This is a genomic window from Paracoccus broussonetiae (assembly GCF_031854425.1).
Taxonomy (GTDB): domain Bacteria; phylum Pseudomonadota; class Alphaproteobacteria; order Rhodobacterales; family Rhodobacteraceae; genus Paracoccus; species Paracoccus broussonetiae.
The window spans coordinates 1-25,220 of sequence record NZ_JAVRQI010000027.1; the positions used below are offsets into that span (position 1 = coordinate 1).

The window sequence follows — 25,220 nt, forward strand, 5'->3', positions numbered from 1 at the left end:
AGGCCGCCAGCGCTTGGGGTTCGTCCATCGAATCAACACCTCAATATATGTTGAATTGATAGGACCGATCGGGCGTGAGGTTCAAGCACGTTTTAGAGATTCTGCAGAAGCAAACGTCCGCTTGGTCCGCATCGCCGCCACCTCACTGCGATCTGGCGGCCTGATCAGATCCCAGACGCGGCGTGCGTCGCTCAGAGCCCATCGCCCCCCGACGCACGGAGCCCAAAGCCGACACTCGGCCCGGACGCAGCGAGTTCGTGGGCTGTGCAAGTGCAGCATCGGGTCCGGCCCGTCGCTGACGCTCGGCCATGACAAGTGCCGCAGCGCCGCATGCCCCAAGCCGACGATCATTGTGGGGAATGTTGCCGATGTGGCATCCACTGAAAGACGATGGCAGCTCAGCTCGGCAATCAGGCTGAGAACTCAGCCTAATTGCAAGCCATATTAGATTTGCCCCATGGCAATGGACAGGTTCAGTATCTGCGCTGACAGACACCGGCGTCGTCACAGAGTGCACCAGCGCCTGCGCCGATGAGCGCTCCTTTTGCGGGATCCTCTTTGAATGCTTTTGCGATCAGTGCGCCTGCGACCGCACCGCCCGCAGCACGTTGAGCATCCGGAGAGATAGTCGATCCGCCATAGGGACTGGGCTCGCAAGCGGCCAGTCCCGCAATCAGGAAAGTTGCGACGGAAAGACGAAGAGCGGTTTTTTGCATGATCATTGTCCTCATAGTTGGGCCGGTTTTTCCGTGGCCTCGAAGGTCTGATGAGGGGAAAGAATTACGCGGACATTACGGCGTCGTAGTCCTACCTGCCTTTTTTGGATTTTTGATCGGTGCTCTGCCCTTGCTGCACTGGCAATCTGATACGAAACGTCGCCCCGAACGAACCATCCACAATATTCACTTCGCCGCCATGTGCCTGGGCGATATCGCGCACCATTTTCAGGCCAAGGCCGGCCCCCGCACCATGCGGATTTCGACGATAGAACGGCTCGAAGACATGGTTCCAGTGTTCAAAGGGGATGCCCGGTCCCTCATCCTGAACTTCGATGATGCCCGAGGGGTCCAGCCGAACCGCGATGGTGCCACGTCCGCCGCCATGCTGCACGGCATTCTGAACCAGATTTACGATCATTCTGTCCAAGCTTTCGCGGTCACCTGTCATCCGCACAGGTTGCTCAGGCTTCTCGAGCGCAAGATCATAGCCGCGAGCCACGGCATAGGGTGCCAAGTCGGCGACCGCCTCCGAGAGAATCTCGCCCAAATCCAATGAAGTGTGCGCCAAATCGCCTTGGCGGAACCGCTCGATCTCCAGCAGTTGGTGCGCCATGGTTGCCAAGCGGCGGGTGATCTGGCGAAGGTTGTCTCGATCTGGGCCATCCGGTAGCGCGTCGATGCGAAGCTGGGCTATGGCGATCGGCGTTCGCAGTTCATGTGCAGCGTTCATGAAGAACTGCTCAGTGGCTTCAATGCCTGCATCCAAGCGGCGCAGGGCTTCATTCATACCTTCGATAATGGGGACGATTTCATCCGGCAGATCGTTGGACGGTAACTGGCGTCCGCGGCTGTCATAGTCGATTTGAGCGACTTGCCGAGACACGTCTAGTATGCCGTTCAAGCTACGCCGTACGAAGGCCGGCACGATGGCGAGCGTCAACAGAATGAGTACAGTTACTGGTACGACGATCACCAGCAGGGCCAACAGAAGCGTGGCTTTGAAATCGCTGATGAACGCGCCGCCTCCAACCAGGAGGTAGAGTTCGCCTGCCGGACCAGAACGACGCTCAAATTTGGCGGTAAGGTTTGGATCGTCCTTTGCGCTACGCATATCCATGGCTTTAAGGCGCGCGGCGTCGTCTATCATGTTCAGTGCAAACGCAGGCGGTGCACCTGACATCACTCGCGCTCCATCCTCGGCCTCTACGATGAACCAGAAGGAGGGCGATGCTTCGCGTATCGTTCGCAAAGACTCGTTGGGGCGCACAACCAGCACGCCATCGCCATCCCGCACAATCGAAGCTGCCACGGCTCGTCCCGCCTCGCCGGAAACGATCACGCCGGAAAATGACGCGTGGAACACAAGTCCGAGCATGACTATGGAAAGCACCATAAAAGCGACGATCTGGAAAAGTATCAGTCCCCGCGTGATCCGCCATCTCAGGGTCTGGGCGCGCCCGTTCATTCCTCCACCTCTCGGATGAAATAGCCTACGCCCCGAACATTGTGGATTTCAGCACCAGCCCCGGCATCAGCCAATTTGCGTCGTAGCCGAGACATGTTGGCTTCGAGCGAGTTGGACTGGATTTCGTCGTCAAAGCCATAAACGGCATCTTCAAGCGCCGCTTTGACAACCGTCCGACCCGGACGGCGCAACAGCGTTTCGAGGATGAGAAGTTCGCGACGGGTGAGGTCGATTTTTTGGCCGCTGACCCGTACTTCCCGTGCGGAGGTATCATAGGCCAGACCACCAATGCACATCGTGTCCTCTACTATCTCGGGAGAACGGCGCAAAACGGCATGGATGCGTGCCAGCAACTCATCCACCTCGAAGGGCTTGGGAAGATAATCATCTGCGCCGATGTTCAGACCGTCGATACGCTGATGCGTCTTGCCCAAGGCCGAGATGATGATTGCTGGAACCTGACGCGGCGAAGCGCGCAGCAGGGGCACGAGGCCAAGACCGTCGCCATCGGGCATCTGTCGGTCGATCAATACGACATCGTGGACACCGTTAGCCAAAGCTTCACGGGCGAGTTCGAGCGTTTCCGCCGTATCGACATTGATATTGTGACGCCGCAGGGCCGCACGCAACGCCTCGGCCATTTCCGGTTCATCTTCGACCAAAAGCACTCGCATATGTCTCTCCGTCCGCTGCCCGGTGGTTCTGGCGCCCAATACTTACCGGAGCGTTACACGGCATGAGAGGGACATGAAAATGCGTGCCGATCTTGGGCCACGTAAGCTTGGCGTAACCATCGTTCCTTAGCGCACGGCAGAGCCCCGATCTTAGGAAGGATGAAATACATTGCCGATACTAGACCGACGCGCTGTCCTCATCAGCGCCATGCTTCTTTCTCTGTCACCCTCGCTCTCCCTCGCAGAGGACGCCGCGGGCGGGCTGGATTACACAACCTACCAATACGGCAGCAAAGGTGGTCAGGACCTGTACCTTGACCTGATCGTGGATCCATCGATCGAGACGGAAGGCCCGCGTCCGGTCATTCTCTACTCTTTTGGTGGGGGCTGGGAACAGGGCGACCGTGGCAGCCGCGAAAGCGTCGATATGTGGAGGCCCTTCCTGTCCGAAGGCTACGCGATTGTAGCCATCGACTATCGGTTGGGTATCCGCGACGCCAAAGCATCCGGCGAGATGACAAAAGACAACGGTACCGAGATGTACCTGCGCGCCATCGAATGGGGCGTCGAAGATCTGTTCGATGCAACAAACTTTGTGGTCGATCACGCAGCAGACTGGAATGTGAACTCCGAGCAGATCGTCACCATTGGCGGCAGTTCGGGTGCCACCAACTCGCTGGTAGCAGAGTACAATTCTGCTAACTCAACGCCCTTGGCGCAGGCGCATTTGCCCGCCAACTTCCGCTATGCCGGGGTCATCTCGATGGCGGGTGCTTTCTGGCTGCCGAAAGGAACACCGCTGGAATTCGCTGCGCGCCCCGCGCCAATCATGTTCTTTCACGGCGCAAAAGACTGGCTCGTGACCTATGACGAGGTGCAGGCAGATTTTGCAGGCTATGGTCCGGCCTATTACTTCCGCAAATTCGCCGGGCCGGCTTATCCGAAATGGTTCGTTGATTATCCGCAGGGCGATCATGTGCTGGCCGCCCTGCCGCTGATGAACCGACAGTCCGAGATCCTGGCCTTTCTGGATCGTTTGGTGATCGGCGGCGAGGAACTGTCGATCCACACCGTGGAAGAGGCGACCGTCCCCAGTTCGTTCGAGGGACTAATGAAACAGCAAGAGACCGAGGAGCAGAACCAATGACAGGCGCAAAAAACATGTTGAAACGGACCAAATACGCCGCGCTTGGCCTGATGCTTGCCAGCTTTGCCGCCTGCGGCTGGTCACCCGGTTCGGAATACGACGCAAAAGGTCCGGTCGAGGCAGCGTTCATGGCGCGTGGCCCGTGGCAGGTCAGCCGCTCGACCAGCGACGAGGCCTGCACCAGTAAAGGCCAATTCTGCGAGATCTGGGCGCCGACAGGCCCCGCCACGGACAACGCCCCTGGCCTGCGCGGCGGCCGTCACCCGGTGGTCGCATGGGCGAACGGTTCGGGTCAAAAGCCCGAAGTTTACGCGCAATTTTTGGACCATCTGGCATCCTGGGGCTTTGTCGTCATTGCCCCACGTGACGAGATGACGGGCAACGGGCAGACGGTAGCTGATGCCGCCCGATATATCATCCGGCAGGGAGAAACTCGCTCCAGCCCGTTCTACGGCCGTATCGACCGGAAGCGTATGGCGGCGGTCGGTCATTCGCAAGGCGGCGCCTCAGTCGCGGCGCTGCACGCCCGCAACGAACCTCTGTTTCGCACTTATATGACCTATCACATCTCGCCCGACTTCTTCGCCCGCTGGTGCTGTGCAGTCGATCAGGCCAGCTATGCGGATTTGTCGCCGCGCGGCTCTATCTTTCACTGGGCGAGCCAGGTCGATAGCGGCAATCCCGATTGGTATGAGGCTGTCGGCGGCACCGCACCCAAGGCCTTTGCTCTGCTGCGCCATGCCGGGCACGAGGCAATCGGCCCGCGCCCGCGTCCCTATCTGGGTTATTCGACCGCATGGCTGATGTGGCAGTTGAACGGCGACCGTCGAGCAGCGGCGGCATTTGCTCCACAGGGCGAATTTTTCAACGACAACAGCAGTTGGGCCGACAGTCGCGCCGCCCGCACCGGCCTGTAAAGCAGAAAGGACATAGGATGAAAACGCCAGTTCTTGCCATTGCCGCCTCATTACTGGCGATGGCCACCACGGCAGCAGCTGCGCCGCGCATCGCGGATGCAATTCCGCTTTACGGCGCAGACAACCCGGGCAGCCCGAATGATGAGATGCTGACCGGATCGGGGCGTGATGTCCGCAATGTCACCTATCCGACGCTGACGCCGGTTTTGCCCGCATCTGGAACCGCAAATGGTGCGGCGGTGATCGTGGCACCGGGCGGCGCTTTCATGTTCCTGTCAATGGACGGCGAGGGCTGGGACGTTGCTCGCGCCCTTGCCGATCAGGGGATTACTGCCTTTGTGTTGAAATACCGACTGAACCCGACTCCGGCAGATCCCGATGAATACTCCCGCGATCTGCTTACCCTGTTGTTTGGCGCAGCAAGCACAGATCCCGCCCGGGAGGTTGAAACCGCCCACGCAACCGAGGACGTCACCGCAGCCCTTGATCTGCTGTGGGGCCGCGCCGATGATTGGGATCTTGACCCGGAACGGCTGGGAATCATCGGCTTCTCCGCCGGTGCGATTGCTGCACGGCATGCGGTGCTGAGCGGCGCCAACGCCGCGTTTCTCGGCAACGTTTATGGCCCGATGGAGGCAGTCGATGTCCCGGTCGAAGCGCCCCCGCTGTTTGTTGCGCTAGCCATGGATGACCCTCTGTTCAGCCGCGGCGATTTTGGGCTCGTAACTGCATGGCGCGACGCCGGACGCCCTGTCGAAATGCATGTCTATCAAAGCGGCGGCCACGGCTTCGGGACTGGCAAACCGGGCGAAACCAACGCCCTGATGATGTCGCAATTCCTCGCCTGGCTGAACATGCAGGGCTTTTTGTCCGGCGAATAATCCGCCGTGGCAGCTGCGACGCGCACGAACGGCGGCTATTCTCAGTTGCTGCGGATGCAGTGCCGCACGGCCGAAAGTCGACTCACCGCCGCACGGGTACATAGCGCGACAACGAAACGCTCGCCCTCGCTGCGTCTGCAAACGGCAGCTAGGTCCGCATCGCAGACGCTTCTCAGCCAAAAATGCTGCGGGACGTGTGGAGCGGCTGCTTCGGGGAATGCTGTCGTGCGGCATTATCAGGATGCGACCGTCCGCAACGGGCCGAGGCTGTGTCGAAACCCCTCGCTGTGCTATGGTTCCGCGAGTGCGGAAAGGGACGGGATAGGGGCGCCCAGAGGCGCCCTTCGACTTCCTTGCATGACCTGGCCCCGCGTGGATCGCCTGGGTCAAAAAATCAGGCGGCGTATTTCGCGACGACGCCGGGCTGCTTCGACCAGTTCGCATACCAGGTGTCGAAAAGCTTGAGCTGGGCTTCTGCATAGCCCTGCTGGCTCGCCGAGAGCGCATCATCAGCATTGAAGTGGAGCTGGTATTCCGCATTCCCCTTCAGGACCATCATGTGCTTGAAATAAAGCACCAGGTCCGGCCCTTCATCGAAGGACGAGAGCACGGCCAGGGCCTGCTCAAGCTCGAGGGCGCGGGCGCGCGCCTCGGCATCGCCCTTTGCCGCCGCCTTCGAGAGCGCGACGAGGTGAAGAACCTCGCGCGGCAGGACGCAACCGATGCCAGTGATCGCGCCCGTGGCACCGCAATTGACAAAGCCATCGAAGACGCAGGTATCGACGCCGACCATCAGCGTCACGCCATCATCCTTGCTGGTGATGAACTCGGCGGCGTAGCGCAGGTCGTCGACGCCGCCGAATTCCTTGAAGCCGATCAGGTTCGGGTGTGCGGCGCGCAGGTCGAAGAAGAGGTCGGCACGCGTCCGGAAGCCGTAATAGGGGCTATTGTAGATCACGGCCGGCAGATCCGGAGCCGCGGCAAGGATCGCCTTGAAGTGGTTGCGCTGCGCAGTGATCGAAGGGCCGCGCGAAAGCACCCGCGGAATGACCATGAGGCCTTGGGCGCCGACCTTGGCTGCATGCGCGGCAAGGGCGACTGCCTTCGCGGTATTGATCGCGCCAGTGCCCACGATCACGGGAACCCCGGCCTTCACCAGGCGCTCCACGCCCTCCATTCGCTCCTCGTCGGTGAGCAGCGGCCAATCGCCCATCGAGCCGCAATAGACGACGGCAGACATGCCCAGGCCGATGAGCTCAAGGCCCTTTTTCACCAGCCCGTCGAAATCCGGACGACGATCCGTGGTGCAGGGCGTCATGAGGGCGGGAATGCATCCCGAGAAGAAATTGTCAGCCATATTGATCTCCTGATGTCATGAAGACCGCCCCGCTTGAGGCAGTTTCGAACTAAATATACTTGTTGTATATTCAGTGTCGACTCAATTGTGGCGCTTTTGCTTGGTTTGTTTCGACAATCAGAGCGAGATCTGGCTTGGTCTCTGGTCAATGAGAAGTTTCTGGATCACTCGGATGATCTGCTCTGCATGCGATGCGCCCAGACGGTCGCAAAGTTCGATGTCCCGTGCCTCGATGGCCGCGATCATCTCCTCGTGCTCGGTTACGAACTCGCGCGGAAGCTTGTCATCGAAGGACAGGTAGTAAAGGCGCAGAAGCCGTCTACCATCGTCGAGCAGGCGGCAGAAGAGAGACGTGTAGTAGGAATTGCGTCCGGCCTCGGCGATGGCCGCGTGGAACTCGCGGTTGATGGCGATCATCGCGATCGCATCTTGGTTGTCGACGGCAGCAGCATAGCGCGCCTGGCATTCCCTGATCACCACGAGATCGGATTCCCTATGCATCTCGGCTGCATTCCGCGTGGTGACGCGATACATGAGCGTGATCGCATCGAAGAACGACTTGAGGTTCAGGAAATCGATCGGGGTCACCATCGTCGATCGTGTGGGCAAGGTGATCACCAGGCCTTCGGCAGCCAGTCGCACGAGGGCCTCTCGGACCGGAGTTCGTGAGGTTCCCATGCGCTCGGAGAGCTGGACCTCGTCGATCGGACTTCCCGGCGCCATGATCAGGTTCAGGATGTCGTCCTTCAGGATGTCATAGACATGCTGGACGATCTGTCCGCGACGGGGGGGCGATACTTCTTCTGGTGTGTCCGGCATCTGCTTACCTGCTAATAAGAATTTCAAGAAAACATCGAGGCAGTTGTTGCCCCTGAAAACCCAAAGAGGGGCGGCCAGACGGCCGCCCCTCCCCGGTACATCATAGCCGGATTAAAGGCTGGCGCCTACTTTCCGAAGCTCGGCAATGGCCGGTGCCTTCGGCAACCAGACCTTGTCATAGGCCTCCGTGATCTCGGCGGTGTTGGCCATGTCGACATCGACGATCTTGATGCCCGAAGCCTTGAAGTCTTCAAGGCGGGTCGCTTCGTTTGCGACGGTCGCGTCGATCTGTTTGCCAAGCTCTTCCTGGGTGAGCCGCGTGATCAGCTCACGGTCGGCCTCGGCCACCGATTTCCAGCTACGGGCGGAAACCAGGGCCACGCAAGGCATGAAGAGCGCATTGAGGCGGATCATGGTCTTGGAGACCTTGTCGAAGCGCTGGTTCCAGGCCAGATCCAGGTCGGATTCAAGCCCGTCGACCTGGCCGTTCGACATCGCATCGAAGACTTGCGGTGTCGGGATCGGCGTCGGCGCAGCGCCGAGCAGCTGGTAGAAGTCGCGGTAGGCCGGGGTCGTGTTGATCCGGAGCTTCATGCCGCGGATGTCATCGATGCCCGCGGTTTCCTTGCCGGTGAAGACGACCCGTAGGGTAGTGATGCCATAGCCCAAGCCGATCGTTCCGGTTTCGGCAGGCAGGACATCGAGCAGCTTCATCGCTTCGGGAGTGCGCACAAGGGCAGCGACCTTTTCTGTCGTGGGAACCAGCCACGGGGCGTTGATCGCCGCGATTGCCGGGACGCGCGAACCAAGCTCGGCAGTCATGATCCAGCCCATGTCGAGCGCGCCCGACTGCATCTGCTGGAGCATTGCAGCTTCGTTGCCAAGCTGGTTGGACGGGAAGACCTGGATCGATGACCGGCCATCGGTTTCCTCGGCCAGGCGTTTGCCGACGGTCTCGGCCGCGACGTTCCACGGGTGGCCGGGCGGCGTGGTGATGCCGAGACGATAGGTGCTCTTGCCCTGGGCCCGCAGGATGCCAGGGGCGCCCAGGACGACGGAGGCGCCGATCGCGCTGTTGAGGAAGAGGCGGCGTGAGATTGTCATGGAAGTCCCCTGTTGATCAGTTGAAGAAAGTCGAGAGCGACGGGAAGATCGACAGCAAAACCAGGATGATGCAGCTGACGAAGAAGAAAGGCAGCGTCACGATGAACATCTTGCCCGGCTTGGCCCCCGTGACCGCCGCGGCCACGAAGAAGTTGAGGCCAACCGGTGGCGACAGGAAGCCGAGCACCAGGTTGACGACGGCGACAACACCGAAATGGACCGGGTCGATGCCATAGACATCGGTCGCGATGGGTAGAAGGATCGGAACCGTCATGATCAGGCCCGGAGCGCCGTCGATCACCGTCCCGATGACGAGAAGGATGACATTGACCATGAGCATGAAGGTAATCGGGTCATGGGCAACCGTCTGGATCCAGGCGGCTACATGCTGTGGAACCATGCCGTAGACGAGAACCCAGCTGAACACCGCGGCTCCAGCGATCAGGAAGAGGATGCCAGCCGATAGGATGCCGGCCTTGACGAACATGCGCGGCAATTGCCCGAAGCGAAGGTCCCGCGTCACATAACGGCCCACCAGAACCGATGCGACCACACCAAGCGCCGCGGCCTCCGTCGGGTTTGCAAGGCCGGTCAGGATCGAGCCTACGATGATCAACGGAATGAGCAGCGTCGGGATCGCACGGGTGATGGTCGAGATCCGCTCCCTCGCAGTCCGCTTTTCGCCGCGGGGATAATTGTAGACGTAGCCCATCAACGCGATGATCACGCAGAATGACACTGTAAGCATGACACCGGGAATGATCCCCGCCGCGAGCATGGTTCCCACGGGAACCTGCGCCATGACGCTGTAGACCACGAACATGATGGACGGCGGGATGATCGGGCCAAGCATGCCTGCATAGGCCGTCAGCCCCGCGGAGAAGGTCTTGTCGTAGCCTGCCCGCACCATTTCAGGCACGACCATTTGTCCCATCAGGGCGACCTGGGCCGCGGCGGATCCCAGGATCGAGGCGACGAACATGTTGGCGATGAGATTCACATAGGCAAGGCCGCCCTTCATCGCCCCGACAAAGGCCATCGACATGTCAATGATACGGCGCGTAATCCCTCCACCGTTCATGACCTCGCCGATCAGGATGAAGAGCGGGATGGCGATGAGGCCGTAGCTGTCGAGACCGGTGAACATCTGGGTTGGGAAGGATGCGAATAGCACCGTGTTGTCCGTCTGCCAGATATAGGCTGCGGCGGTGAGGCAGAGCGTGATCGAAATCGGGACCCCGACCATCATCACGAAGACAAAGATGACAAAGGACAACATCAGGCAGCCTCCTCGGCAGTTGCCATGGCATCCTGGGTGCGCTTCTCGACCAGTCCGAGATCCTCAAGAAGATTGGCGGCGGTATGCACTATCAGAGTCAGTGAGAAGATCGGGATGACGATGCTGACGAGCCAAGTTGGCCATTCGAGCGTCTGCGTGTGCTCGGTATAGAGAAAATTGAAACTCTCACCGGCATATGATTTGGCGTCGAAACCGTGGGACGCGATGCCGATGGGGTCAAGCCAGAACCAGCACATGACGGCAAGGCCAATTGCGAAAGCCAGTGACAAACCGGAGGCAAGAGCGCGGACTCGCCCGTTCCATGCGTTGGAGACATTGTCGGCAAGCAGGGTGACGGCGAAGTCGATCCGGAGCCGGATCATGACGGAGGCACCGATGAAACCGAGCCAGACCATGGCCAGGATGGAAGCCTCGTCGATCCAATAGATGGGAGTGCGCAAAGCGCGCGTGGATACATTGAGAAGTATGAGTGCAAGCAGGATTCCCATCAATAATCCTGCGGCGAGCTTCTCCACCCTGACCAGTCCCTGCGACAGGTCGGCCACAGCTTCAGCTGCGCGAACGCGGCGCAACGGCGTGCCTTCCATGACGAATCCTTTTTGTATTATCTCTGCATTTTTGGAGTATTTTAAGAAGATTTTGTCAATGCTTTTGGCGCAATTGGCGCATTTTTCCCCAATGAATGCACGAACGTTTCATTCCTCGGGCAGAGCGCCCGCTCCCGAGGCTCTGCAACAACACCCCAGGGCTGTGAGGATATCGCTGCGCTATGCCCTTACGGCCGCTTTGACGAATGCTGCCGCGCAGCATGGTGACAGGCCGTTCGGCAGGTATGGGCCGGCCTTCCCTATAAGAAGGTCCGGCCGCCGGCCTCAGCCAAATCCGCTAATTTCCGCACCGCAGCATGTTGGTCGGCGCCTTAAGCAGCGGCGCCACGTAGCGAGGACGGAACCGATCCGTCAGAACGGGTCGTGATAATGCGCGTCCGTGGGCTCTTCGTCAGGGAGGGGCACGGTCCGGGCGTCGTCTTCGCCCCAGTCGTTGCGATAGACATGCCCGCCTTTCATGACGAACCCCAATGAGCGAAGTGCGTGGAAGTCCTCCAGCGGATTGCCCTGGACCGCAACGATATCGGCTAATTTACCGACGCTCAGCGATCCGGTCTGGTCTTCGATTTCCAGCATCCGCGCTGGTTGAATTGTGGCGGCCTGGAGTGCCTCCAGCGGCGTCATGCCGGCCTCGAGATAATACTCGGCCTCGCGGATGGTGGCAGTGGTGCCGTCATTGGGCTCAAACGGGAACTGGTCGCTGCCGAGCGCGATGTTCACGCCCTCCTCGACCGCCGTCTTCAACGCCTTCCAGTGATCGACCCCTACCTCTTTCACCCGGGCCATATACCAATCGGGCGCCCCGATTCGGCGGAAGAACTCAAAAGTGGCTGGCTGGCTGACAATCATTGTCGGCACGAACCAGACGTCCTTCTCATGCATCAGCTGCAAGACCTCGCGGTCGAGGAAATAGCCGTGCTCAATACCTTTGACCCCCAGATTCACCGCCTCGCGCGTTGCGTCCGAGGAACCGGAATGCGCCGTCACCTTGACACCGTGACGGGTGGCGATTTCGACCGCGGCCTGAATTTCGTCGGGCATCATCAGGCCCTGAGCCACGCCGCCGCCGGGGGTGCCGATGCCGCCAGTGATGGCGATCTTGATCCAGTCGGCACCAGCGCGGATCTGGCGCCGGGTTTCCTTGCGCACCTCATAGGGTCCGTCGTTGGTCGGCTCCAGCGTGGTGCCATGGCCGCCGGTGATGCTGACGATCTCGGCCGCCGTAAAGATGCGTGGGCCAGGGAATTGGCCCCGCTCGATCGCGCGCGCCACAGCCAGGTCGGCGTGCCTGACCTCGCCGGTCAAGCGGATGGTGGTGACCCCGCTCAGCAGGGATTTGTAGGCATTGTCCGCCATGCGCAGCGCCAGCGCCGCCTCGGATTCATCCGCCAGTTCCAGCATCTGAATGCCGGGAAGGATCAGGCCCAAGTGCACATGGACGTTCATCAGACCAGGCACGAGCCATTTGCCTGGCAAATCGACGCGGCGGGCGTCATCAGGGATTGCCGTGTCTGCGGCCGTGCCGGCAGCGAGGATGCGGCCATTATCGACGACGATCACCGCGTCGCGAACCACGTCGCCAGTCAGCACGTCGATGTAGCCGTCTGCGGTCAGAGCTGTGGGCTCGGCGAGACTTGCCTGCGGCAATCCCAACCCGATTGCCAGTGCGAGAAGACGGAGCGATTTCAGGCGCATGTGTCTTGTCTCCTAAAGCTATTGCAGAAGGAAAGGCGCTATTCGCGCCAACAGTCTGGATCCGAGGCAGGATCGATCTCGGCCCGGACCAGCGTCACTCGGCCGATCTTGTCTCCCACCAGATCCGCATGGCCTGCCGCCAGCATGCAGGATACCTTGCCCTGCGCGCGGCTGCGGATGATGTGATAGGTATAAATGCGGTCCCCTTGCTGGAAACTGTAGCGGAACGGCAGCACAATCTCGACCGCGTCGGTCATCTGCTGGATCATCTGGAACCGTTCGGCCCATCCGGCCGGGCCACGCATCACCTCGGCCCCGTCGATGAGCAGAGGTGCGTCGGAGGTGAAATAGGCCGCAAAACCTTCTTCGGTGAAGGCCCCTGGCTGGGCCATCGCCCCATTCCACCAAGCGAACATTTCCGATAGCCTGTCCGGATCCGCGGCGATGGCTGTGGTAGGAGAACCGTCTTGCGCTTGCGCACCATACGGCCAGGAGCTAAGGCAAAAGACAATGGCCAGGCGAACGGCCTTTTTGTAGGAGATCAAGGCCATGTGCGCTCCTGTGCAGACGATGCGAAGGGGTCCCGGAAGGGATCAGCGTGCTGATTGGAGGATGGCAATGGGTTCTACATTTGGCAAGGAGTTACGTGCCTTGTAGAAAAATGCGGCCGTTTTGTGGAAGCCCGCACGCATGGTGAGCGGCAGCTTCTCTAATCGGGTGATCAGGTCAAGCTCGGTTTTGTGCCTTCGTCGGGATCTTGTCGCTCATCCGGGTCAAGCCTCTCTTCGCAGTCTGAACTGGCCCGTGTTGATGTGAAGGCCGCTGCATGCATGTGTCGGATTGGCTGTGGAGCGCCAAGCTTTGTCTAGCGGTGTGTCAGCCACAGCAGCCATTTTCGGCGTCATCCACGGACCTCGTCCGGTGAGGACGATCCCGTCGCGATCAGTCGAAAGGGTCAGGTCATGCGACGCCCTCCGATCGATCACGGCGGAACTCGGTACCGTCGGTCCACATGCGATGCATGACGACGGCGAGCTTTCCGGCGACGGCGACCACCGCCCTTCGGCGGCCCTGGTCAGGTCCGTCAAGCTGGTGTAAATTTCCTGATGGCCTGAGGGCATGATCAGGCGGCTTTTGTGGTTATGCTGAGAATGGGGTCGATTTCCTCCTTGTCGATCTGGGCGAAGGCCTCGACCATCATGTAGCGGCTCGAGGTCTGCCATTCGTCGTTGGCTTCGAACAGCACGGCACCGATCAGGCGCATGATAGATGCCTCGTTCGGGAAGATCCCGACGACATCGGCGCGCCGCTTCACCTCCTTGTTCAGGCGTTCGATGGGGTTCGTGGTGTGCAGCTTGGTGCGGTGCTGTCGCGGGAAGGACATATAGGCCAGCACGTCATGCTCGCTGGCGTCCATGAGATCGGCCAGCTTCGGCCAACGCGGGCGCAGCTGTTCGGACACCTTGCGCCAGGTTTCGCCCGCATGGGCGCGGTCGGGCTGGTCGAAGGCCTGCCGGATCGCGGCGGCAACGACGGTGTGCTGGCCGCGCGAGACATGCGCGAGGGCGTTCCTGATCCAGTGAACGCGGCACCGCTGCCATGTGGCCTCGAACACGCGGGCGATGGCTGCCTTGAGACCGGTATGGGCATCACTGATCACCAGCCTGACCCCGCCAAGGCCTCGGGCACGCAATGAGCGCAAGAACTCAGTCCAGAACGTCTCGGCTTCGGACGGGCCGATCGCCAGACCAATGATTTCGCGGCGGCCCTCGGTGTTCGCGGCCACGGCGATTATCGCCGCGACCGGCACGATCCGGCCACCCTGGCGCACCTTGAGGTAGGTGGCGTCCAGCCAGACATAGGGCCACTCGCCGGTCAATGGGCGGTTCAGAAACTCGCCGACGCGCTCGTCTATGTCCTTGCACAGCTTCGAGACGGTGCTCTTCGAGATGCCGCTCAGCCCCATCGCCTGCACCAGTTCGTCGACGCGACGGGTGGAGACGCCGCCGATCCATGCCTCCTGTATGACGGCGACCAAGGCCTGCTCCGATGTCTTGCGGGCCTCAAGGAAGCCCGGAAAGTAGCTGCCCTGCCGCAACTTCGGCACACGCAGGTTCAGCGTGCCCAAACGGGTATCGAGAGCGCGCTCTCGATACCCGTTGCGCCAAGTCGTGCGTTCCCCGCTGCGCTCATGGCGGCCAGCGCCGATGATGCCTTCCACATCGGTCTCCATGATCAGTTGCAGCACCGCTTCGGCAATGCCGCGCAGGAAATCACCCTGATCGTGCTTGGCCAGAAGCTCGGACAGGTCCATGTTCGTCTTGGTCATCGGGGTCTCCGTAAGGTCCGTGGTTGAAGTCGCCAAACTCCACCTCGAACATACACCTCGATGGCCACCTGGGATCACACCGCCGATGGCGACGAAATTACACCAGCTCCTCGGACGCTAACGCGGCCCTTCCTACGCAGCAAGCGCAGGAGGCCCCAGCTCTTGATGCCGGAGCTTGAGACCGCGCGCATCAGCATGGCATTCGCCGCCGCGTAGAGTGCGGCGCGCACGTCGGGGTCTCCGGCCTTCGACGCAGCCCCGCTCAAAAAAGTCTTTGCTCCAGCAAAGAGGTCCGCATCGCTCCCCATCTCCTCACGGTTTTCGCGGCGCGTTGCCTGAGGGGCGACTTCGCAAAATGCTGCGACGCAGCATGGTAACGGGCCGGCCGGCAAGAATCCTGTCGGCCGGTGTGTTGTTCACAGATCAGTTCCCTCTGACAAGGTGAGCGCGTCATCGAGATCGACGCCAAGATAGCGAACGGTACTGTCCATCTTGGTGTGACCCAGCAGAAGCTGCACCGCCCGCAGATTTCCCGTGTTCTTGTAGATCTGCGCCACCTTCGTGCGTCGCATCGAGTGGGTGCCATAGGCACTAGGTTCCAGCCCGATCGACATCACCCATTCACGCAAGACCCGCGCGTATTGCCGTGTCGACAGGTGCGGACTGTGGTGCAGGCGGCTGGGCCACAGATACTCGATGCCAATCATCTCAGGGTCGGCAATCCAGCGCTCAAGAGACTGACGCGTCGTCTCGGTGATTTCGAAGCGGACAGGCTTTCCGGTCTTGCTCTGGGTCACGGAGGCGCGCTCCTTCACCCGTCCCGCGGCGAAGACATCGCGGACTTTCAGACCGACGAGGTCACAGCCGCGCAACTTGCTATCTACGGCCAGGTTGAACAGTGCCAGATCCCGCTTGTTGCCTGCCATCTCCAGACGGACGCGGATCGACCAGACGTGCTTTGGCAGCAGAGGGCGTTTCTGGCCGATGATGCGTCCCTTGTTCCATGGCGGGCGCTCGGGACGCAGGGCGGGAAGAAGGTCGTTGGACATGGTGTTACCTCCTGTCCGCCTGCCCACCCTAACTTCGGCTGATCCGACAGGGAGGAAGGTACCACCAAGCTTCCGAGTCTTTCGGCTCTTTTTGCATGCTATGTCTGGAACAGCCCCCATCGATGCCTTGACAGATTCAGGTTTTCGTATATACATAAACATATGCTGATGATCGTTTGGGATGAACCAAAGCGGCAGATCAACCGTGCCAAGCATGGATTGGACTTTGCCGATTTGAACGAAGAATTCTTTCTGTCGTCCATGGTAGTCCCAAGCAAGGAAGGACGGCACATGGCAATTGGCCGACTTTCTGATGGCACGATCGCAGTGGTCTTTGCCACGTTGGGTAGCGAGGGGATCTCCGTGATCTCGATGCGCCCGGCAAGCAAAAAGGAAAGGAGCCTGCTATGACGAAAAAGCACCTGACCGAAGAGAAGATCCAGCGCATGATCGCGAGTGACCCTGACGCTCCGGAAGCCACGGACGACCAAATTGCCCGGGCGAAGCCTTTTCAGGAAGTTTTTCCCGAGTTGGCAAGTAACCTGCGCAAGAATCTCGGTGGTCGTCCAAGGTCCGAAAACCCCAAGGTGGCCGTATCTCTTCGACTTGATCAGGAGGTGGTGGCGCGCTTCAAGGCACAGGGCCCTGGTTGGCAGAGCCGAATGAACGAGGCGCTAAGGTCAGCGGCTGGACTGTAATGTTCGCTCTATCGCGTGATTGACCGACTTCACCGCAAATGCGCGTGCTTATCGGCTGCGCAGCTTTCGCTTCGACAAGTGTGACGGGTCGCTACGGCTAACGCCGCCGCGAAGAATGCGCTGCGCTCGACCGGCGGCAAGGGGCCGGCCCGCCCGAGCCGGGGGGCCAAGTCGCTCGCTCAGCCAAACTCACCAATTGTTGCCCCGCCGCATGTCCCTCGAGAGCCCATCGCGGACATCCGAAAAGTCTGCCGGGCCTCGAATTTCTGCGCATGCAAAGTGTTGCTACGTGCGAGCACCAACCACCTCAAGATTCGCGGAGCCTTAGACCGCATGATCGCGATGTGAGCTGACTGGCTAACGTGACGTCGAGATCATCAGGTCGCGGATTTCAGGTTAACCCTTGCCTCGAGCTTCGCCGCGGCCTCTTTGCGCTCGCTATAACGATCAGTCAGGACGTCGGACAGATCGCGAGTCAACAGTGTGAAGCGGACCAGTTCCTCCATCACATCGACGATGCGGTCGTAGTAGCTGGACGGGCGCATCCGCCCGGCTTCGTCGAACTCGTCATAGGCCTTGGCGACCGAGGACTGGTTGGGGATCGTGAACATCCGCATCCAGCGACCCAGCACGCGCATCTGATTTACGGCATTGAAGGATTGTGAGCCGCCCGAGACCTGCATGACGGCCAATGTGCGGCCCTGCGTGGGACGGATTGCCCCCATGGCCAGCGGAATCCAGTCGATCTGAGACTTCATCACGCCGGTCATCGCGCCATGCCGCTCCGGGCTGGTCCAGACCTGGCCTTCGGACCAAAGGCACAGATCGCGCAGTTCCCGGACCTTGGGATGATCCGCCGCGGCATCGTCCGGCAATGGCAGGCCATTGGCATGAAAGACCCGCGTCCCGCAGCCAAAATGGCGCAGCAGACGCCCTGCCTCCAGCGTGGCGAACCGGCTGTAGGAGCGTTCCCTGAGCGAGCCGTAAAGCAGCAGGATGTGCGGCGGATGGCTGACCCGTGGTCGAACATTCACGTGAGACGATAGCCAGATTTAGACTCAGGATTCATAACCAACAGATGACGGCTGCAGCGAGAGCGATGCCGGAGAGAAAAACCTTCGGACAACGATCATAGCGGGATACCAGGCGCCTTCAGTCGGTGAGGCGGTCGAACCTCCCGCGCCAATCCGCCGATGCCAATAATCAGCAGCACCAGCTGTTCCTCTATCACGAGCATGATCGTGTTCGGAACATCGGGGAGATGAGCAGGTTAACCCCGCATGCACCTACCGACGTGAGGATGGAAAATGACCGCTCGTCCAACTTTCACAATCACCGAAGTCCTCTATGGCGGGATCTGCGCGGCGGTGTTTTCAGGGATCGTGCTGGCTATCCTGTCGATGCTGGCCGGTCATCCCTTCTGGATGCCCTTCAACGTGACAACGCAAGCGATCCATGGGCCTGAAGTCCGGCACATCGACGCTGTAGACCTGCCGCATACCGGGCTGGGTCTGGCAATCCACCTCATCTCTTGCCTGTTCTGGGCGGGGATTGCGACCGTGCTGCTGCGATTGTCCCACTCAACCGCCCTTGCGGCTGTGGGAACAGCGTTGCTGGCGCTGCTGATCGACTACGGGCTGCTTCCCGTCAGGCTCAGCCCCGGTTGGCACCTGGTTTTGCCATTCCCTTCGGTAATCGGAGGCTTCGCTGCCCTTGGGCTCGGCCTCTGGCTGGGTTTGTGGCTGGCGAAATCGACCCGCCCCCTGCGGTCGCAAAAGCTGAACGTTCCCGCGCCGTTGCAACGCAGCGAAAGCGTGAACACGAAGTCAGGTCCCAGTGAATTGCGTCACCCGGGCAAGCTGGTGATCGATCAACGTCAGCAGCGCATTGACCCCACGAACCAAGTGACCAGAGATCCGAATTCGCGCCCGGACCTGAACCGCAAACAGCCCGGCGGCAAAAGCTGAAGCACCAGTCGGTGCTGCCCGCGATCTGAAACTACCCCTGCGCCGTCTGATGCGTGCGCGGGGGCCGCGGTGTTCGTCTTCGCACTCGGATGACTGCGCCGACGATTCGGCGGACCAGACCACGCCTGACCGGAGCCGGCTGGAGAGACGGATCAGAACCTCGGCCTGATGCGGCTGATCGACCGGCAGTTCCTCGACACGCCGTTCTATGGGGTTCGCCAGATGACCTGGCACGTGCAGAACGAGGGGCATGGCGTGAACCAGAAGCGCATCCGGCGGCTCATGCGACTTATGCGCCTGATGCCGATCTATCAGAAGCCCAACACCAGCAAGCCCCGGAAGGGGCACAAGACCTATCCCTATCTTTTGGCCGGGCTGCGCGTGGATCGCCCCGGCCAGGCTTGGTGCGCCGACATCACCTATCTCCCGATGCGGCGGGGGTTCCTGTATCTGGTCGCCATCATGGACTGGTTCACGCGCAAAGTTCTGGCCTGGCGCATATCGAACACCCTTGAAGCGGACTTCTGCGTCGAGGCGTTGAACGAAGCCATCCACCGGTTCGGCGCGCCCACGATCATGAACACTGACCAAGGCAGCCAGTTCACGTCCTTCGCCTGGACAGATCGGCTGAAGCGCGTCGGCACCCGCATCTCGATGGACGGCAAGGGGCGGTGCATCGACAATGTCTTCATCGAGCGCCTGTGGCGATCCCTGAAATACGAATGCGTCTACCTGCATGCCTGGGAGACCGGGTCTCAGGCAAAGGCCGCCATCGGATCTTGGGTCACCTTCTATAACCATCGGCGGCCACACACTGCCCATGGCGGCTTGCCCCCCGCCGTGGTCTACTTCAACAGGATCGAAACCGACCGGCAGGCGCAGGCAGTAGCTTAAACATGCTCGAAAACTGTCCAAGGATCGGGGAGTAGCTCAATCAGGCTTGATCCCGACAGGCAGCTACAGCGCCGAAACAAAGCAAGCGTAAATCAAAGTGGGTACTGGGTGAAGATCAGCGCGCCGTCGTAACTTCGCTAGAGTCCCTCTCGGTGCCGCAATTCCATGCCAAGGCCGGTCTCGACCTTGCGCGCGCCGCCGGAGGCGTCGTGACCAAGCAATCCATTGGGGCACATCCTGTCATTGTCCCAGCCGGGATGGTTCGCGATCGGGTAAAGACAGATTCCCTCGACCGGGACGCCCCGGGCGCGGGCGCGGGCGACCTCGTCGCGGATATAGGCGAACCACGCTGCACGGCGGTCCCCCTCGGTTCCGGTTTCAGCGATCAGCACCGGGCGGCCGTAGCGTGCAGCAACGTCGAAGAGCAGGTCCGAGAGCGGCCGATAGTGGTGATGATCCATGTCGATCGGCGGACCGCCATGAAGCCATTGGTTGTTCCAGTAGTAATTGACGCCGACCACGTCCAGAAATGAGGGGTCTCCACCAAGCTGGGGCCACATCCGGCCAGACAGCAAATCGAAAGCCTGGAATTGCGCGTCGTGATGGCCGCGCGCGTCGAAATAGCTATGCCGGGTCGTGGGGTCATGGTGAATGGCAATCATCGGCTCGGCGTGGACAAAGCGCGCGCGGGGGTCGATGGATCGTAGCTCGGACATCGCGGCGATCGAGGCGCGAGCCAGCTGGCATTTCAGCTCGAAACCGCGATGCGCGGCAAAGGGGTTCAGGTAGCGCGCGTCACCTCCCGCCCAGGCAAAAAAGCTGATCTCATTCACCGGGCACCAGAACGGCACGGCATCGGTCAGATCGCGGTGCAGCCGCCCGACCGCACGCGCGAATGCCGCGAAGCGCTCCACGAAAGCCGGTTGCCAGATATCAAGGTCGTCGGGCCAGCCGTAATGCAACAGATCCCAGATGACCTGTGTTCCGGCGTCACGCGCCGCCGCGATCATGGGCGCGAGGCTTGAAAAATCGTGGCGCCCCGGCGATGCCTCGATCAGGTGCCAGCGCGCGCCATCGCGGCAGGCGAGAAGGCCCAGTCCGGCAAGCTGGCGGTAATCCTGCGCCCCGTGAACGTCGTGACCGATGGCCGAGATCATGTCGATCCGCCGACCCGAGCCCAATCGCTGCGTCGATGCCTCCCACCCGCCGATCACGAAGCTTTTGAAGGTCGAGGGCGGCGGGGCGGGCTGCCGGTCGGCCAGAACCGTGCCGATCAGATCGATCCATTGCAGGACGACGGCGCGGGCGGAGTAGTTTGCCTCGACATGGATTCGCAGGCTGTTTCCCAGTTTGCGGCGCAGGCCTTCGTCTCCGATCAGCCGCGTGATCGCCGCGGCGACCGAATTGGGATCGCGATGCGAGACGAACAGGCCGCTGACCCCATCCACGATCTGCTGCTTGGCGCCATTATCGGCGGTGGCGATCACCGGCAGGCCAGCCGCGCCCGCCTCGGCGATGACATGGGGCATACCTTCGCCTTCCGACAGCCAGCAGAACAGGTCCATCGCGGCCATGAGGTCCGCCACGTCCTTGCGGTCTCCGGTAAAGGTGATGCTTGTGCCCAATGGGCGCGCCATGCGGTAAAGTTCGGTTGCGTATTCAGGCATGAAGGCGTCGGGGCCGCCGACGATGATGAACCGCGCCCTGGGTTCCTGCCGCGACACCTGCAACGCTGCGACGATGAAATCCTCGACCCGTTTCTTGCGGTCAAGCCGACCGACCCAGTCAACCAGCACCTCGTCGGCACCAATCCCCAGCGCCGCCCGCATTGCCCCACGCCGTTCCGGGCGGAATTCGGCAAGATCCACCATCGACGGAATTTCGACCGCGTGCCGGGATCGCCCGGGCATGCGCTTGGCGGCGGCGGCCCGGATGCTGTCGCACACCCCGACATAGCGGGTGGTCAAATGCTTGGGACCGGCCAAAGCCTCGCTGACCAGACCGCCATGCTCGATCAAGGGTGGGCGCAGGGCCATCCGCTCCAGGGCCGGATAGATGTCGGCGACGTTCTGGCAGGAAATCACCACATCCGCCCCCGCCAGACGGCGGCGCAGATAGTCAACTGTATCCTCATAGCTCAGCGCATAGGCGGTGGAGTCGACATGGACGCCAAGCGCGGTCAGTTGCTCATGCGACTGGTCGGGCATCCCCTGCTTGCGAAAGCATGGAATCACTTCGATGCGATAGCGGTGGCGGGGCAGGTTCTGTGCCAGCAGCCGGATCTCGGTCTCTTCCCCGCCCACCACCAGCCAGGCAAGGACAAAGACGATGCGGATTTTGCCGTGATCGGCCGGGGGCATCGGGAAAGCAACGGGCGGGATTTCGCCCCAGCTGCGGAGGTCATCGGGGTTCATGGCGCCTCAAACACGATCTGAAGGAAATCGGGCCGTTCGGCCACCAGCCGAAGCAGGAATTCTGGCGCGTCATCAAGGCCGATGACGTGGGTTATCATGTGCTGGCGGATCAGGTCGCCCTCGGTCTGCAACAGCCGCAAGGTTTCCAGTGCCAACCGCCGCTGGTCCCAAGCATGGGCCAGCTGACGCGGCATCCGGTTGATCTGGGCGCAGCGGATCGCCAGCCCGTTATGGTGGAATTCCTCGCCCAGCCGGGTGTCGTTCATGCCGCCTTGATAAAAGGCAAGGTCGATCACCGTGCCCTGCGGCCGCAAGGCTTGCAGGCATCGGTTCAGGCTGTCCGAGTGCGCTCGGGTCTGAAAGACATATTCCGCGCCCCGTCCGCCGACCTTGTGATGCCATGCGGATTTCGCGTGGCGCACGGCCTGATCCTCTTCCATCGCGTCGAACCCCATGGCTTGCGCGATCCGGCGGCGGAAGGGCGATGGGTCCACGACGACGACGTGCGACGCCCCGCCAGCGCGGGCGAACATTGCGCAAAACAGCCCGACAGTGCCCCCGCCCCAGACAAGCACCGGCCGCCCCTCGACCGCCGCGCCAAGATTGGGCAGGGCCGCGCCGAACTGATCGGCACCGGCATGCAGGATGCCGTTCGCGGCAATCGGGCCCATCTGCGCGACAAAGATCCCCAGCATCGGGTCGATTTCGGGCGGCAGGGGCACCAGCAGGTCATGCGCGGGGTCGGCGACATGGCCGGTCTTGTGACCGAAACTGGCCGCCAGCACGTCGCCCTTGGCGTGGCCGGGCGCGCGGGCATCAATGACCCGCGCGACCTCCATATAGCCCAGAAAGTTGACTGGATAATGCGTCGAGGGCTCGCCCGGCAAAAAGACCCCCAGTCCCTCATCCCAGCGGCTGTGCAGGTAGGGGTTCGTGCCCTTCAGAAAGGTCAGCTCGGTTCCCGCCGAAAGACCAGTATAAAGCAGTTCCAGCCGAAGCTGTCCGTCCTGGGCGGGCGCCTCGTCATATCCGAACAAATAAGGCTCACCCGCGCGCGCGATCCCAAGACTGCGCACGCGGCGATGTTCATGCGGCATTGTCGGCGCTTTGCGCAGCGGTTTGACAAAAGATAGGCTGCGGATCAGCCCGCAGCCCCTCCATCCTTACAAGAACCCCTTCGCGGCTCGAACGAGCGACTGCCAGCGCCACGCGATGGGTTTCCAGCGCTTCGGAATAGGGACAGCGAATGCGGTTTTCGCGGCCCTGCACCGCCTCGATGAAGTCGCGGTCCTCGCGCCAGACAGGATCGCCCTCGGCATGTCTGACGGGACGACCCTGCCCCACATCGACCATCAGGTCATGATCGCTGATCTCAAGTGCTAGCCCGTCGGCAAAGACATGCAGGCCGACCCGGTGGTTCCAACGCAAAAGGCAGGTTGCCGACAGGTTCGCGATGGCCCCCGAGGCAAAGCGCAGGGTCGCAGCCGTCGCGGTCGGCACGGTCAGCCCGTCAAAGTCCTGCCGGTCCCGCCGCGCGACCATACCAAAGACCTCGGTCACATCGCCCGCCAGAAAGCGTGCCGCGTCGATGACATGGGTCGCCTGTTCAACGAGCTGACCGCCGCAGCGATCCTCGTGCCACCACCATTGCGGCGGCGGGGTCTGGTCCAGCCAGAAGCCTTGCAGCAGGTGAGGGGGGTTGTCGACCAGATGCCCGCGGGCTTCGTCCATCGTGTCGAGATAGCGCCAGTGATATCCGACGGCGGTGACAAGTCCGGTGCGCTCGACCTCTGCCGCGATGTCCTCGGCCAGTGCGATGTCCAGCGACAACGGCTTTTCGACGAAAAATGGCAGGCGCTTTTCCAGACAGGCGCGTTCCGGGGCACCGTGGGCAAAGGGTGGAACGCAGATATAGATGGCATCCAGTTCCTCGGCGGCCATCATTTCCTCGTGCGAGGCATAGGCGACGGCGCCGGTCTCCGCCGCCGCCAGTCCGGCGCGCGTGGTATCAGGATCGGCGACCGCAGCGATATGGACATCGTCCATGCTGCCAAGCGTACCGAAATGGCGGTGAGCGATACCGCCAGCGCCGATGAAACCCAGCCTGGTTTTTCCCATTCCATCCTCATCGCGTTGGCGCAGCAAGGCGCGGTAGATCGTCAGGACCGACGCGGCCATGCGGGCGTCGGTAAAGGTTTCGGCCCAACGGCTGCGCCCGGCAGCCGCTGCCGAGGCCCGCCCTGCCGGATCGGCCAAGGCGGAAGCCAGTGCATCGGCCAGCGCCCGCGAACTGCCCGGCTGCACAAGCCACGGATGCCCCTGTCCCAAGGCCTCGCGCGATCCGCAGACATCGGTCGCAACGACCGGAAGTCCGATCGCCATGGCTTCCAGCAGGACCAGCGGCAGTCCCTCGAAGGCCGAGGGCAGCACCAAGAGATCCGCCTGCGCCATAAGATCGGACACATCTTCACGGCGACCCAGAAACTCGACCGCCCCGGCAAGGCCCAGACGGTCCGCCCAGCGGCGTATCGCGCGCTCGCCCGGTCCCAGCCCGACCAGCCGCAGTCGGGCCAGCGTCCCGTCGCGCCGGAGCCGCGCAAGAGCGGCCAGCAGAATCCGGTGCCGCTTTTGCGGCGTAAAGCGGCCCACGCAGAGCAACTCCAGACCGTCACCGCCATGATGGACGGCAGGCGGAAGGGCGATGCCATTCTGAATTGCCTGTGCTTGAAGCCCATCACACTTCATTGCGACCAGCGCGGCCGCCCAGCTTTCGCGCGCGGCAAGCGAGACGGAGATCAGCGCGTCCAGCCGCTTCGCGGCGTCACAATAGGCGCGGATCTGGTCTTCATCCGTCAGCAACCACGGCAGATGCTCGGTCCGGATCACCCCCTTTGCAGCCTCGGAGGCGATTCGGCATAGCTCGTGTCCCTCCCACCCTATGCCAGCGTGGACATGAACGATCTCGGCCGGAAAGCGCGCGATCGTCGCCTGCGCTGCGTCCGCCCCGAAGGTCACTGATGCGAGGCCCAGGCCGCGGGCGCGCAGCGCCAGTTGCCGCCCCGCCTCGTGATCGGGAAAGGCCAGCGTCGCCATTCCGGCTGGCAGCGCGGCGGCAAGGGTGAGCATATGTTCGCCCACGCCAGAAGGGTCCGGACTGTCGGTGATGAGCAGCGCGCGCATCCG

22 protein-coding genes and 3 pseudogenes are annotated in these 25,220 nt (G+C 61.6%); 7 read left to right on the forward strand and 18 right to left on the reverse strand.

Annotation, left to right across the window (positions count from 1 at the left end; translation table 11 throughout):
* Positions 1–473: 473 nt before the first annotated feature.
* The 3 genes from RM190_RS22285 to RM190_RS22295 form a co-directional block, all read right to left on the reverse strand.
* A complete protein-coding gene (locus tag RM190_RS22285; protein ID WP_311761684.1) occupies positions 474–731 on the reverse strand; it encodes a YMGG-like glycine zipper-containing protein in 258 nt (85 codons plus the stop codon).
* Between the two features lie 76 nt (positions 732–807).
* Positions 808–2,184 (reverse strand): sensor histidine kinase, encoded by a 1,377-nt coding sequence (locus RM190_RS22290; protein ID WP_311761685.1) that lies wholly within the window; start codon positions 2,182–2,184, stop codon positions 808–810.
* Entirely contained in the window at positions 2,181–2,858 is a 678-nt protein-coding gene (locus RM190_RS22295) for a response regulator transcription factor (protein WP_311761686.1), read from the reverse strand. Before RM190_RS22295 ends, RM190_RS22290 begins: the two co-directional genes overlap by 4 nt.
* Before the next feature lie 208 nt (positions 2,859–3,066).
* Between RM190_RS22295 and RM190_RS22300 the strand changes: the two genes are divergently transcribed.
* The 3 genes from RM190_RS22300 to RM190_RS22310 are packed head-to-tail and all read left to right on the forward strand — an operon-like array spanning position 3,067 to position 5,803.
* Positions 3,067–4,005 carry an alpha/beta hydrolase family protein gene (locus tag RM190_RS22300; protein ID WP_311761687.1) on the forward strand — a complete coding sequence of 313 codons (939 nt, stop codon included), beginning with the start codon at positions 3,067–3,069 and terminating at the stop codon, positions 4,003–4,005.
* A gap of 14 nt (positions 4,006–4,019) precedes the next feature.
* Positions 4,020–4,922 carry a poly(ethylene terephthalate) hydrolase family protein gene (locus tag RM190_RS22305; RefSeq protein ID WP_311761688.1) on the forward strand — a complete coding sequence of 301 codons (903 nt, stop codon included), beginning with the start codon at positions 4,020–4,022 and terminating at the stop codon, positions 4,920–4,922.
* A gap of 17 nt (positions 4,923–4,939) precedes the next feature.
* Positions 4,940–5,803, forward strand: coding sequence for an alpha/beta hydrolase (locus tag RM190_RS22310; protein WP_311761689.1), 864 nt, complete (start codon positions 4,940–4,942; stop codon positions 5,801–5,803).
* A gap of 394 nt (positions 5,804–6,197) precedes the next feature.
* On the opposite strand, the gene RM190_RS22315 is transcribed toward RM190_RS22310, so the two are convergent.
* The 10 genes and pseudogenes from RM190_RS22315 to RM190_RS22360 form a co-directional block, all read right to left on the reverse strand.
* A complete protein-coding gene (locus RM190_RS22315) occupies positions 6,198–7,160 on the reverse strand; it encodes a dihydrodipicolinate synthase family protein (protein WP_311761690.1) in 963 nt (320 codons plus the stop codon).
* Between the two features lie 117 nt (positions 7,161–7,277).
* A complete protein-coding gene (locus RM190_RS22320; protein WP_311761691.1) occupies positions 7,278–7,979 on the reverse strand; it encodes a GntR family transcriptional regulator in 702 nt (233 codons plus the stop codon).
* 111 nt (positions 7,980–8,090) lie between these two features.
* On the reverse strand, positions 8,091–9,083 hold the full coding sequence (locus tag RM190_RS22325) for a TRAP transporter substrate-binding protein (protein WP_311761692.1): 993 nt from the start codon (positions 9,081–9,083) through the stop codon (positions 8,091–8,093).
* A gap of 16 nt (positions 9,084–9,099) precedes the next feature.
* Positions 9,100–10,362, reverse strand: a complete 1,263-nt coding sequence (locus RM190_RS22330; protein WP_311761693.1) for a TRAP transporter large permease — start codon at positions 10,360–10,362, stop codon at positions 9,100–9,102.
* Positions 10,362–10,970, reverse strand: a complete 609-nt coding sequence (locus RM190_RS22335) for a TRAP transporter small permease (protein WP_311761694.1) — start codon at positions 10,968–10,970, stop codon at positions 10,362–10,364. Before RM190_RS22335 ends, RM190_RS22330 begins: the two co-directional genes overlap by 1 nt.
* A gap of 372 nt (positions 10,971–11,342) precedes the next feature.
* The gene (locus tag RM190_RS22340) at positions 11,343–12,686 is read right to left on the reverse strand and encodes an amidohydrolase family protein (protein ID WP_311761695.1); all 1,344 of its coding nucleotides are present in this window, start codon (positions 12,684–12,686) and stop codon (positions 11,343–11,345) included.
* A gap of 38 nt (positions 12,687–12,724) precedes the next feature.
* Complete coding sequence (locus RM190_RS22345) at positions 12,725–13,237, reverse strand: hypothetical protein (RefSeq protein ID WP_311761696.1); 513 nt, start codon at positions 13,235–13,237, stop codon at positions 12,725–12,727.
* A 409-nt stretch (positions 13,238–13,646) separates the two neighbouring features.
* Positions 13,647–13,760, reverse strand: a pseudogene (locus RM190_RS22350) (IS110 family transposase); the annotation flags it as partial.
* Positions 13,761–13,809: 49 nt separating this feature from the next.
* Entirely contained in the window at positions 13,810–15,015 is a 1,206-nt protein-coding gene (locus RM190_RS22355; RefSeq protein WP_311761697.1) for an IS256 family transposase, read from the reverse strand.
* A gap of 416 nt (positions 15,016–15,431) precedes the next feature.
* Positions 15,432–16,064 (reverse strand): tyrosine-type recombinase/integrase, encoded by a 633-nt coding sequence (locus RM190_RS22360; protein ID WP_311761698.1) that lies wholly within the window; start codon positions 16,062–16,064, stop codon positions 15,432–15,434.
* A 162-nt stretch (positions 16,065–16,226) separates the two neighbouring features.
* Here RM190_RS22360 and RM190_RS22365 point away from each other — a divergent pair, with 162 nt between their 5' ends.
* Both RM190_RS22365 and RM190_RS22370 read left to right on the forward strand, forming a co-directional pair.
* Positions 16,227–16,475, forward strand: a complete 249-nt coding sequence (locus RM190_RS22365) for a BrnT family toxin (protein WP_311761699.1) — start codon at positions 16,227–16,229, stop codon at positions 16,473–16,475.
* Positions 16,472–16,762 carry a BrnA antitoxin family protein gene (locus tag RM190_RS22370; RefSeq protein WP_311761700.1) on the forward strand — a complete coding sequence of 97 codons (291 nt, stop codon included), beginning with the start codon at positions 16,472–16,474 and terminating at the stop codon, positions 16,760–16,762. The genes RM190_RS22365 and RM190_RS22370 overlap by 4 nt, the downstream gene beginning before the upstream one ends.
* 377 nt (positions 16,763–17,139) lie before the next feature.
* Here RM190_RS22370 and arsH read toward each other — a convergent pair whose 3' ends face one another.
* Both arsH and RM190_RS22380 read right to left on the reverse strand, forming a co-directional pair.
* Positions 17,140–17,796, reverse strand: a complete 657-nt coding sequence (arsH, locus tag RM190_RS22375; protein WP_311761701.1) for an arsenical resistance protein ArsH — start codon at positions 17,794–17,796, stop codon at positions 17,140–17,142.
* Positions 17,797–17,827: 31 nt separating this feature from the next.
* Positions 17,828–17,914, reverse strand: a pseudogene (locus RM190_RS22380) (IS5/IS1182 family transposase); the annotation flags it as partial.
* Between the two features lie 155 nt (positions 17,915–18,069).
* Here RM190_RS22380 and RM190_RS22385 point away from each other — a divergent pair.
* Complete coding sequence (locus tag RM190_RS22385; protein WP_311761702.1) at positions 18,070–18,729, forward strand: hypothetical protein; 660 nt, start codon at positions 18,070–18,072, stop codon at positions 18,727–18,729.
* Positions 18,730–18,870: 141 nt separating this feature from the next.
* Positions 18,871–19,623: pseudogene (locus tag RM190_RS22390) on the forward strand (IS3 family transposase); the annotation flags it as partial.
* A 137-nt stretch (positions 19,624–19,760) separates the two neighbouring features.
* Here the strand turns inward: RM190_RS22390 and RM190_RS22395 are convergent.
* The 3 genes from RM190_RS22395 to RM190_RS22405 are packed head-to-tail and all read right to left on the reverse strand — an operon-like array spanning position 19,761 to position 25,217.
* Positions 19,761–22,037, reverse strand: a complete 2,277-nt coding sequence (locus RM190_RS22395; protein ID WP_311761703.1) for a glycosyltransferase family 4 protein — start codon at positions 22,035–22,037, stop codon at positions 19,761–19,763.
* Entirely contained in the window at positions 22,034–23,134 is a 1,101-nt protein-coding gene (locus tag RM190_RS22400) for a zinc-dependent alcohol dehydrogenase (RefSeq protein ID WP_311761704.1), read from the reverse strand. Before RM190_RS22400 ends, RM190_RS22395 begins: the two co-directional genes overlap by 4 nt.
* On the reverse strand, positions 23,124–25,217 hold the full coding sequence (locus RM190_RS22405) for a glycosyltransferase (RefSeq protein ID WP_311761705.1): 2,094 nt from the start codon (positions 25,215–25,217) through the stop codon (positions 23,124–23,126). Before RM190_RS22405 ends, RM190_RS22400 begins: the two co-directional genes overlap by 11 nt.
* Positions 25,218–25,220 lie beyond the last annotated feature (3 nt).

Excerpts from the sequence above, each read along its gene's own strand:
- RM190_RS22285 (WP_311761684.1), bottom strand. The coding sequence starts at position 731 with ATGAGGACAATGATCATGCAAAAAACCGCTCTTCGTCTTTCCGTCGCA.
- RM190_RS22290 (WP_311761685.1), bottom strand. The coding sequence starts at position 2,184 with ATGAACGGGCGCGCCCAGACCCTGAGATGGCGGATCACGCGGGGACTG.
- RM190_RS22295 (WP_311761686.1), bottom strand. The coding sequence starts at position 2,858 with ATGCGAGTGCTTTTGGTCGAAGATGAACCGGAAATGGCCGAGGCGTTG.
- RM190_RS22300 (WP_311761687.1), top strand. The coding sequence starts at position 3,067 with ATGCTTCTTTCTCTGTCACCCTCGCTCTCCCTCGCAGAGGACGCCGCG.
- RM190_RS22305 (WP_311761688.1), top strand. The coding sequence starts at position 4,020 with ATGTTGAAACGGACCAAATACGCCGCGCTTGGCCTGATGCTTGCCAGC.
- RM190_RS22310 (WP_311761689.1), top strand. The coding sequence starts at position 4,940 with ATGAAAACGCCAGTTCTTGCCATTGCCGCCTCATTACTGGCGATGGCC.
- RM190_RS22315 (WP_311761690.1), bottom strand. The coding sequence starts at position 7,160 with ATGGCTGACAATTTCTTCTCGGGATGCATTCCCGCCCTCATGACGCCC.
- RM190_RS22320 (WP_311761691.1), bottom strand. The coding sequence starts at position 7,979 with ATGCCGGACACACCAGAAGAAGTATCGCCCCCCCGTCGCGGACAGATC.
- RM190_RS22325 (WP_311761692.1), bottom strand. The coding sequence starts at position 9,083 with ATGACAATCTCACGCCGCCTCTTCCTCAACAGCGCGATCGGCGCCTCC.
- RM190_RS22330 (WP_311761693.1), bottom strand. The coding sequence starts at position 10,362 with ATGTTGTCCTTTGTCATCTTTGTCTTCGTGATGATGGTCGGGGTCCCG.
- RM190_RS22335 (WP_311761694.1), bottom strand. The coding sequence starts at position 10,970 with ATGGAAGGCACGCCGTTGCGCCGCGTTCGCGCAGCTGAAGCTGTGGCC.
- RM190_RS22340 (WP_311761695.1), bottom strand. The coding sequence starts at position 12,686 with ATGCGCCTGAAATCGCTCCGTCTTCTCGCACTGGCAATCGGGTTGGGA.
- RM190_RS22345 (WP_311761696.1), bottom strand. The coding sequence starts at position 13,237 with ATGGCCTTGATCTCCTACAAAAAGGCCGTTCGCCTGGCCATTGTCTTT.
- RM190_RS22355 (WP_311761697.1), bottom strand. The coding sequence starts at position 15,015 with ATGACCAAGACGAACATGGACCTGTCCGAGCTTCTGGCCAAGCACGAT.
- RM190_RS22360 (WP_311761698.1), bottom strand. The coding sequence starts at position 16,064 with ATGTCCAACGACCTTCTTCCCGCCCTGCGTCCCGAGCGCCCGCCATGG.
- RM190_RS22365 (WP_311761699.1), top strand. The coding sequence starts at position 16,227 with ATGCTGATGATCGTTTGGGATGAACCAAAGCGGCAGATCAACCGTGCC.
- RM190_RS22370 (WP_311761700.1), top strand. The coding sequence starts at position 16,472 with ATGACGAAAAAGCACCTGACCGAAGAGAAGATCCAGCGCATGATCGCG.
- RM190_RS22385 (WP_311761702.1), top strand. The coding sequence starts at position 18,070 with ATGACCGCTCGTCCAACTTTCACAATCACCGAAGTCCTCTATGGCGGG.
- RM190_RS22395 (WP_311761703.1), bottom strand. The coding sequence starts at position 22,037 with ATGAACCCCGATGACCTCCGCAGCTGGGGCGAAATCCCGCCCGTTGCT.
- RM190_RS22400 (WP_311761704.1), bottom strand. The coding sequence starts at position 23,134 with ATGCCGCATGAACATCGCCGCGTGCGCAGTCTTGGGATCGCGCGCGCG.
- RM190_RS22405 (WP_311761705.1), bottom strand. The coding sequence starts at position 25,217 with ATGCGCGCGCTGCTCATCACCGACAGTCCGGACCCTTCTGGCGTGGGC.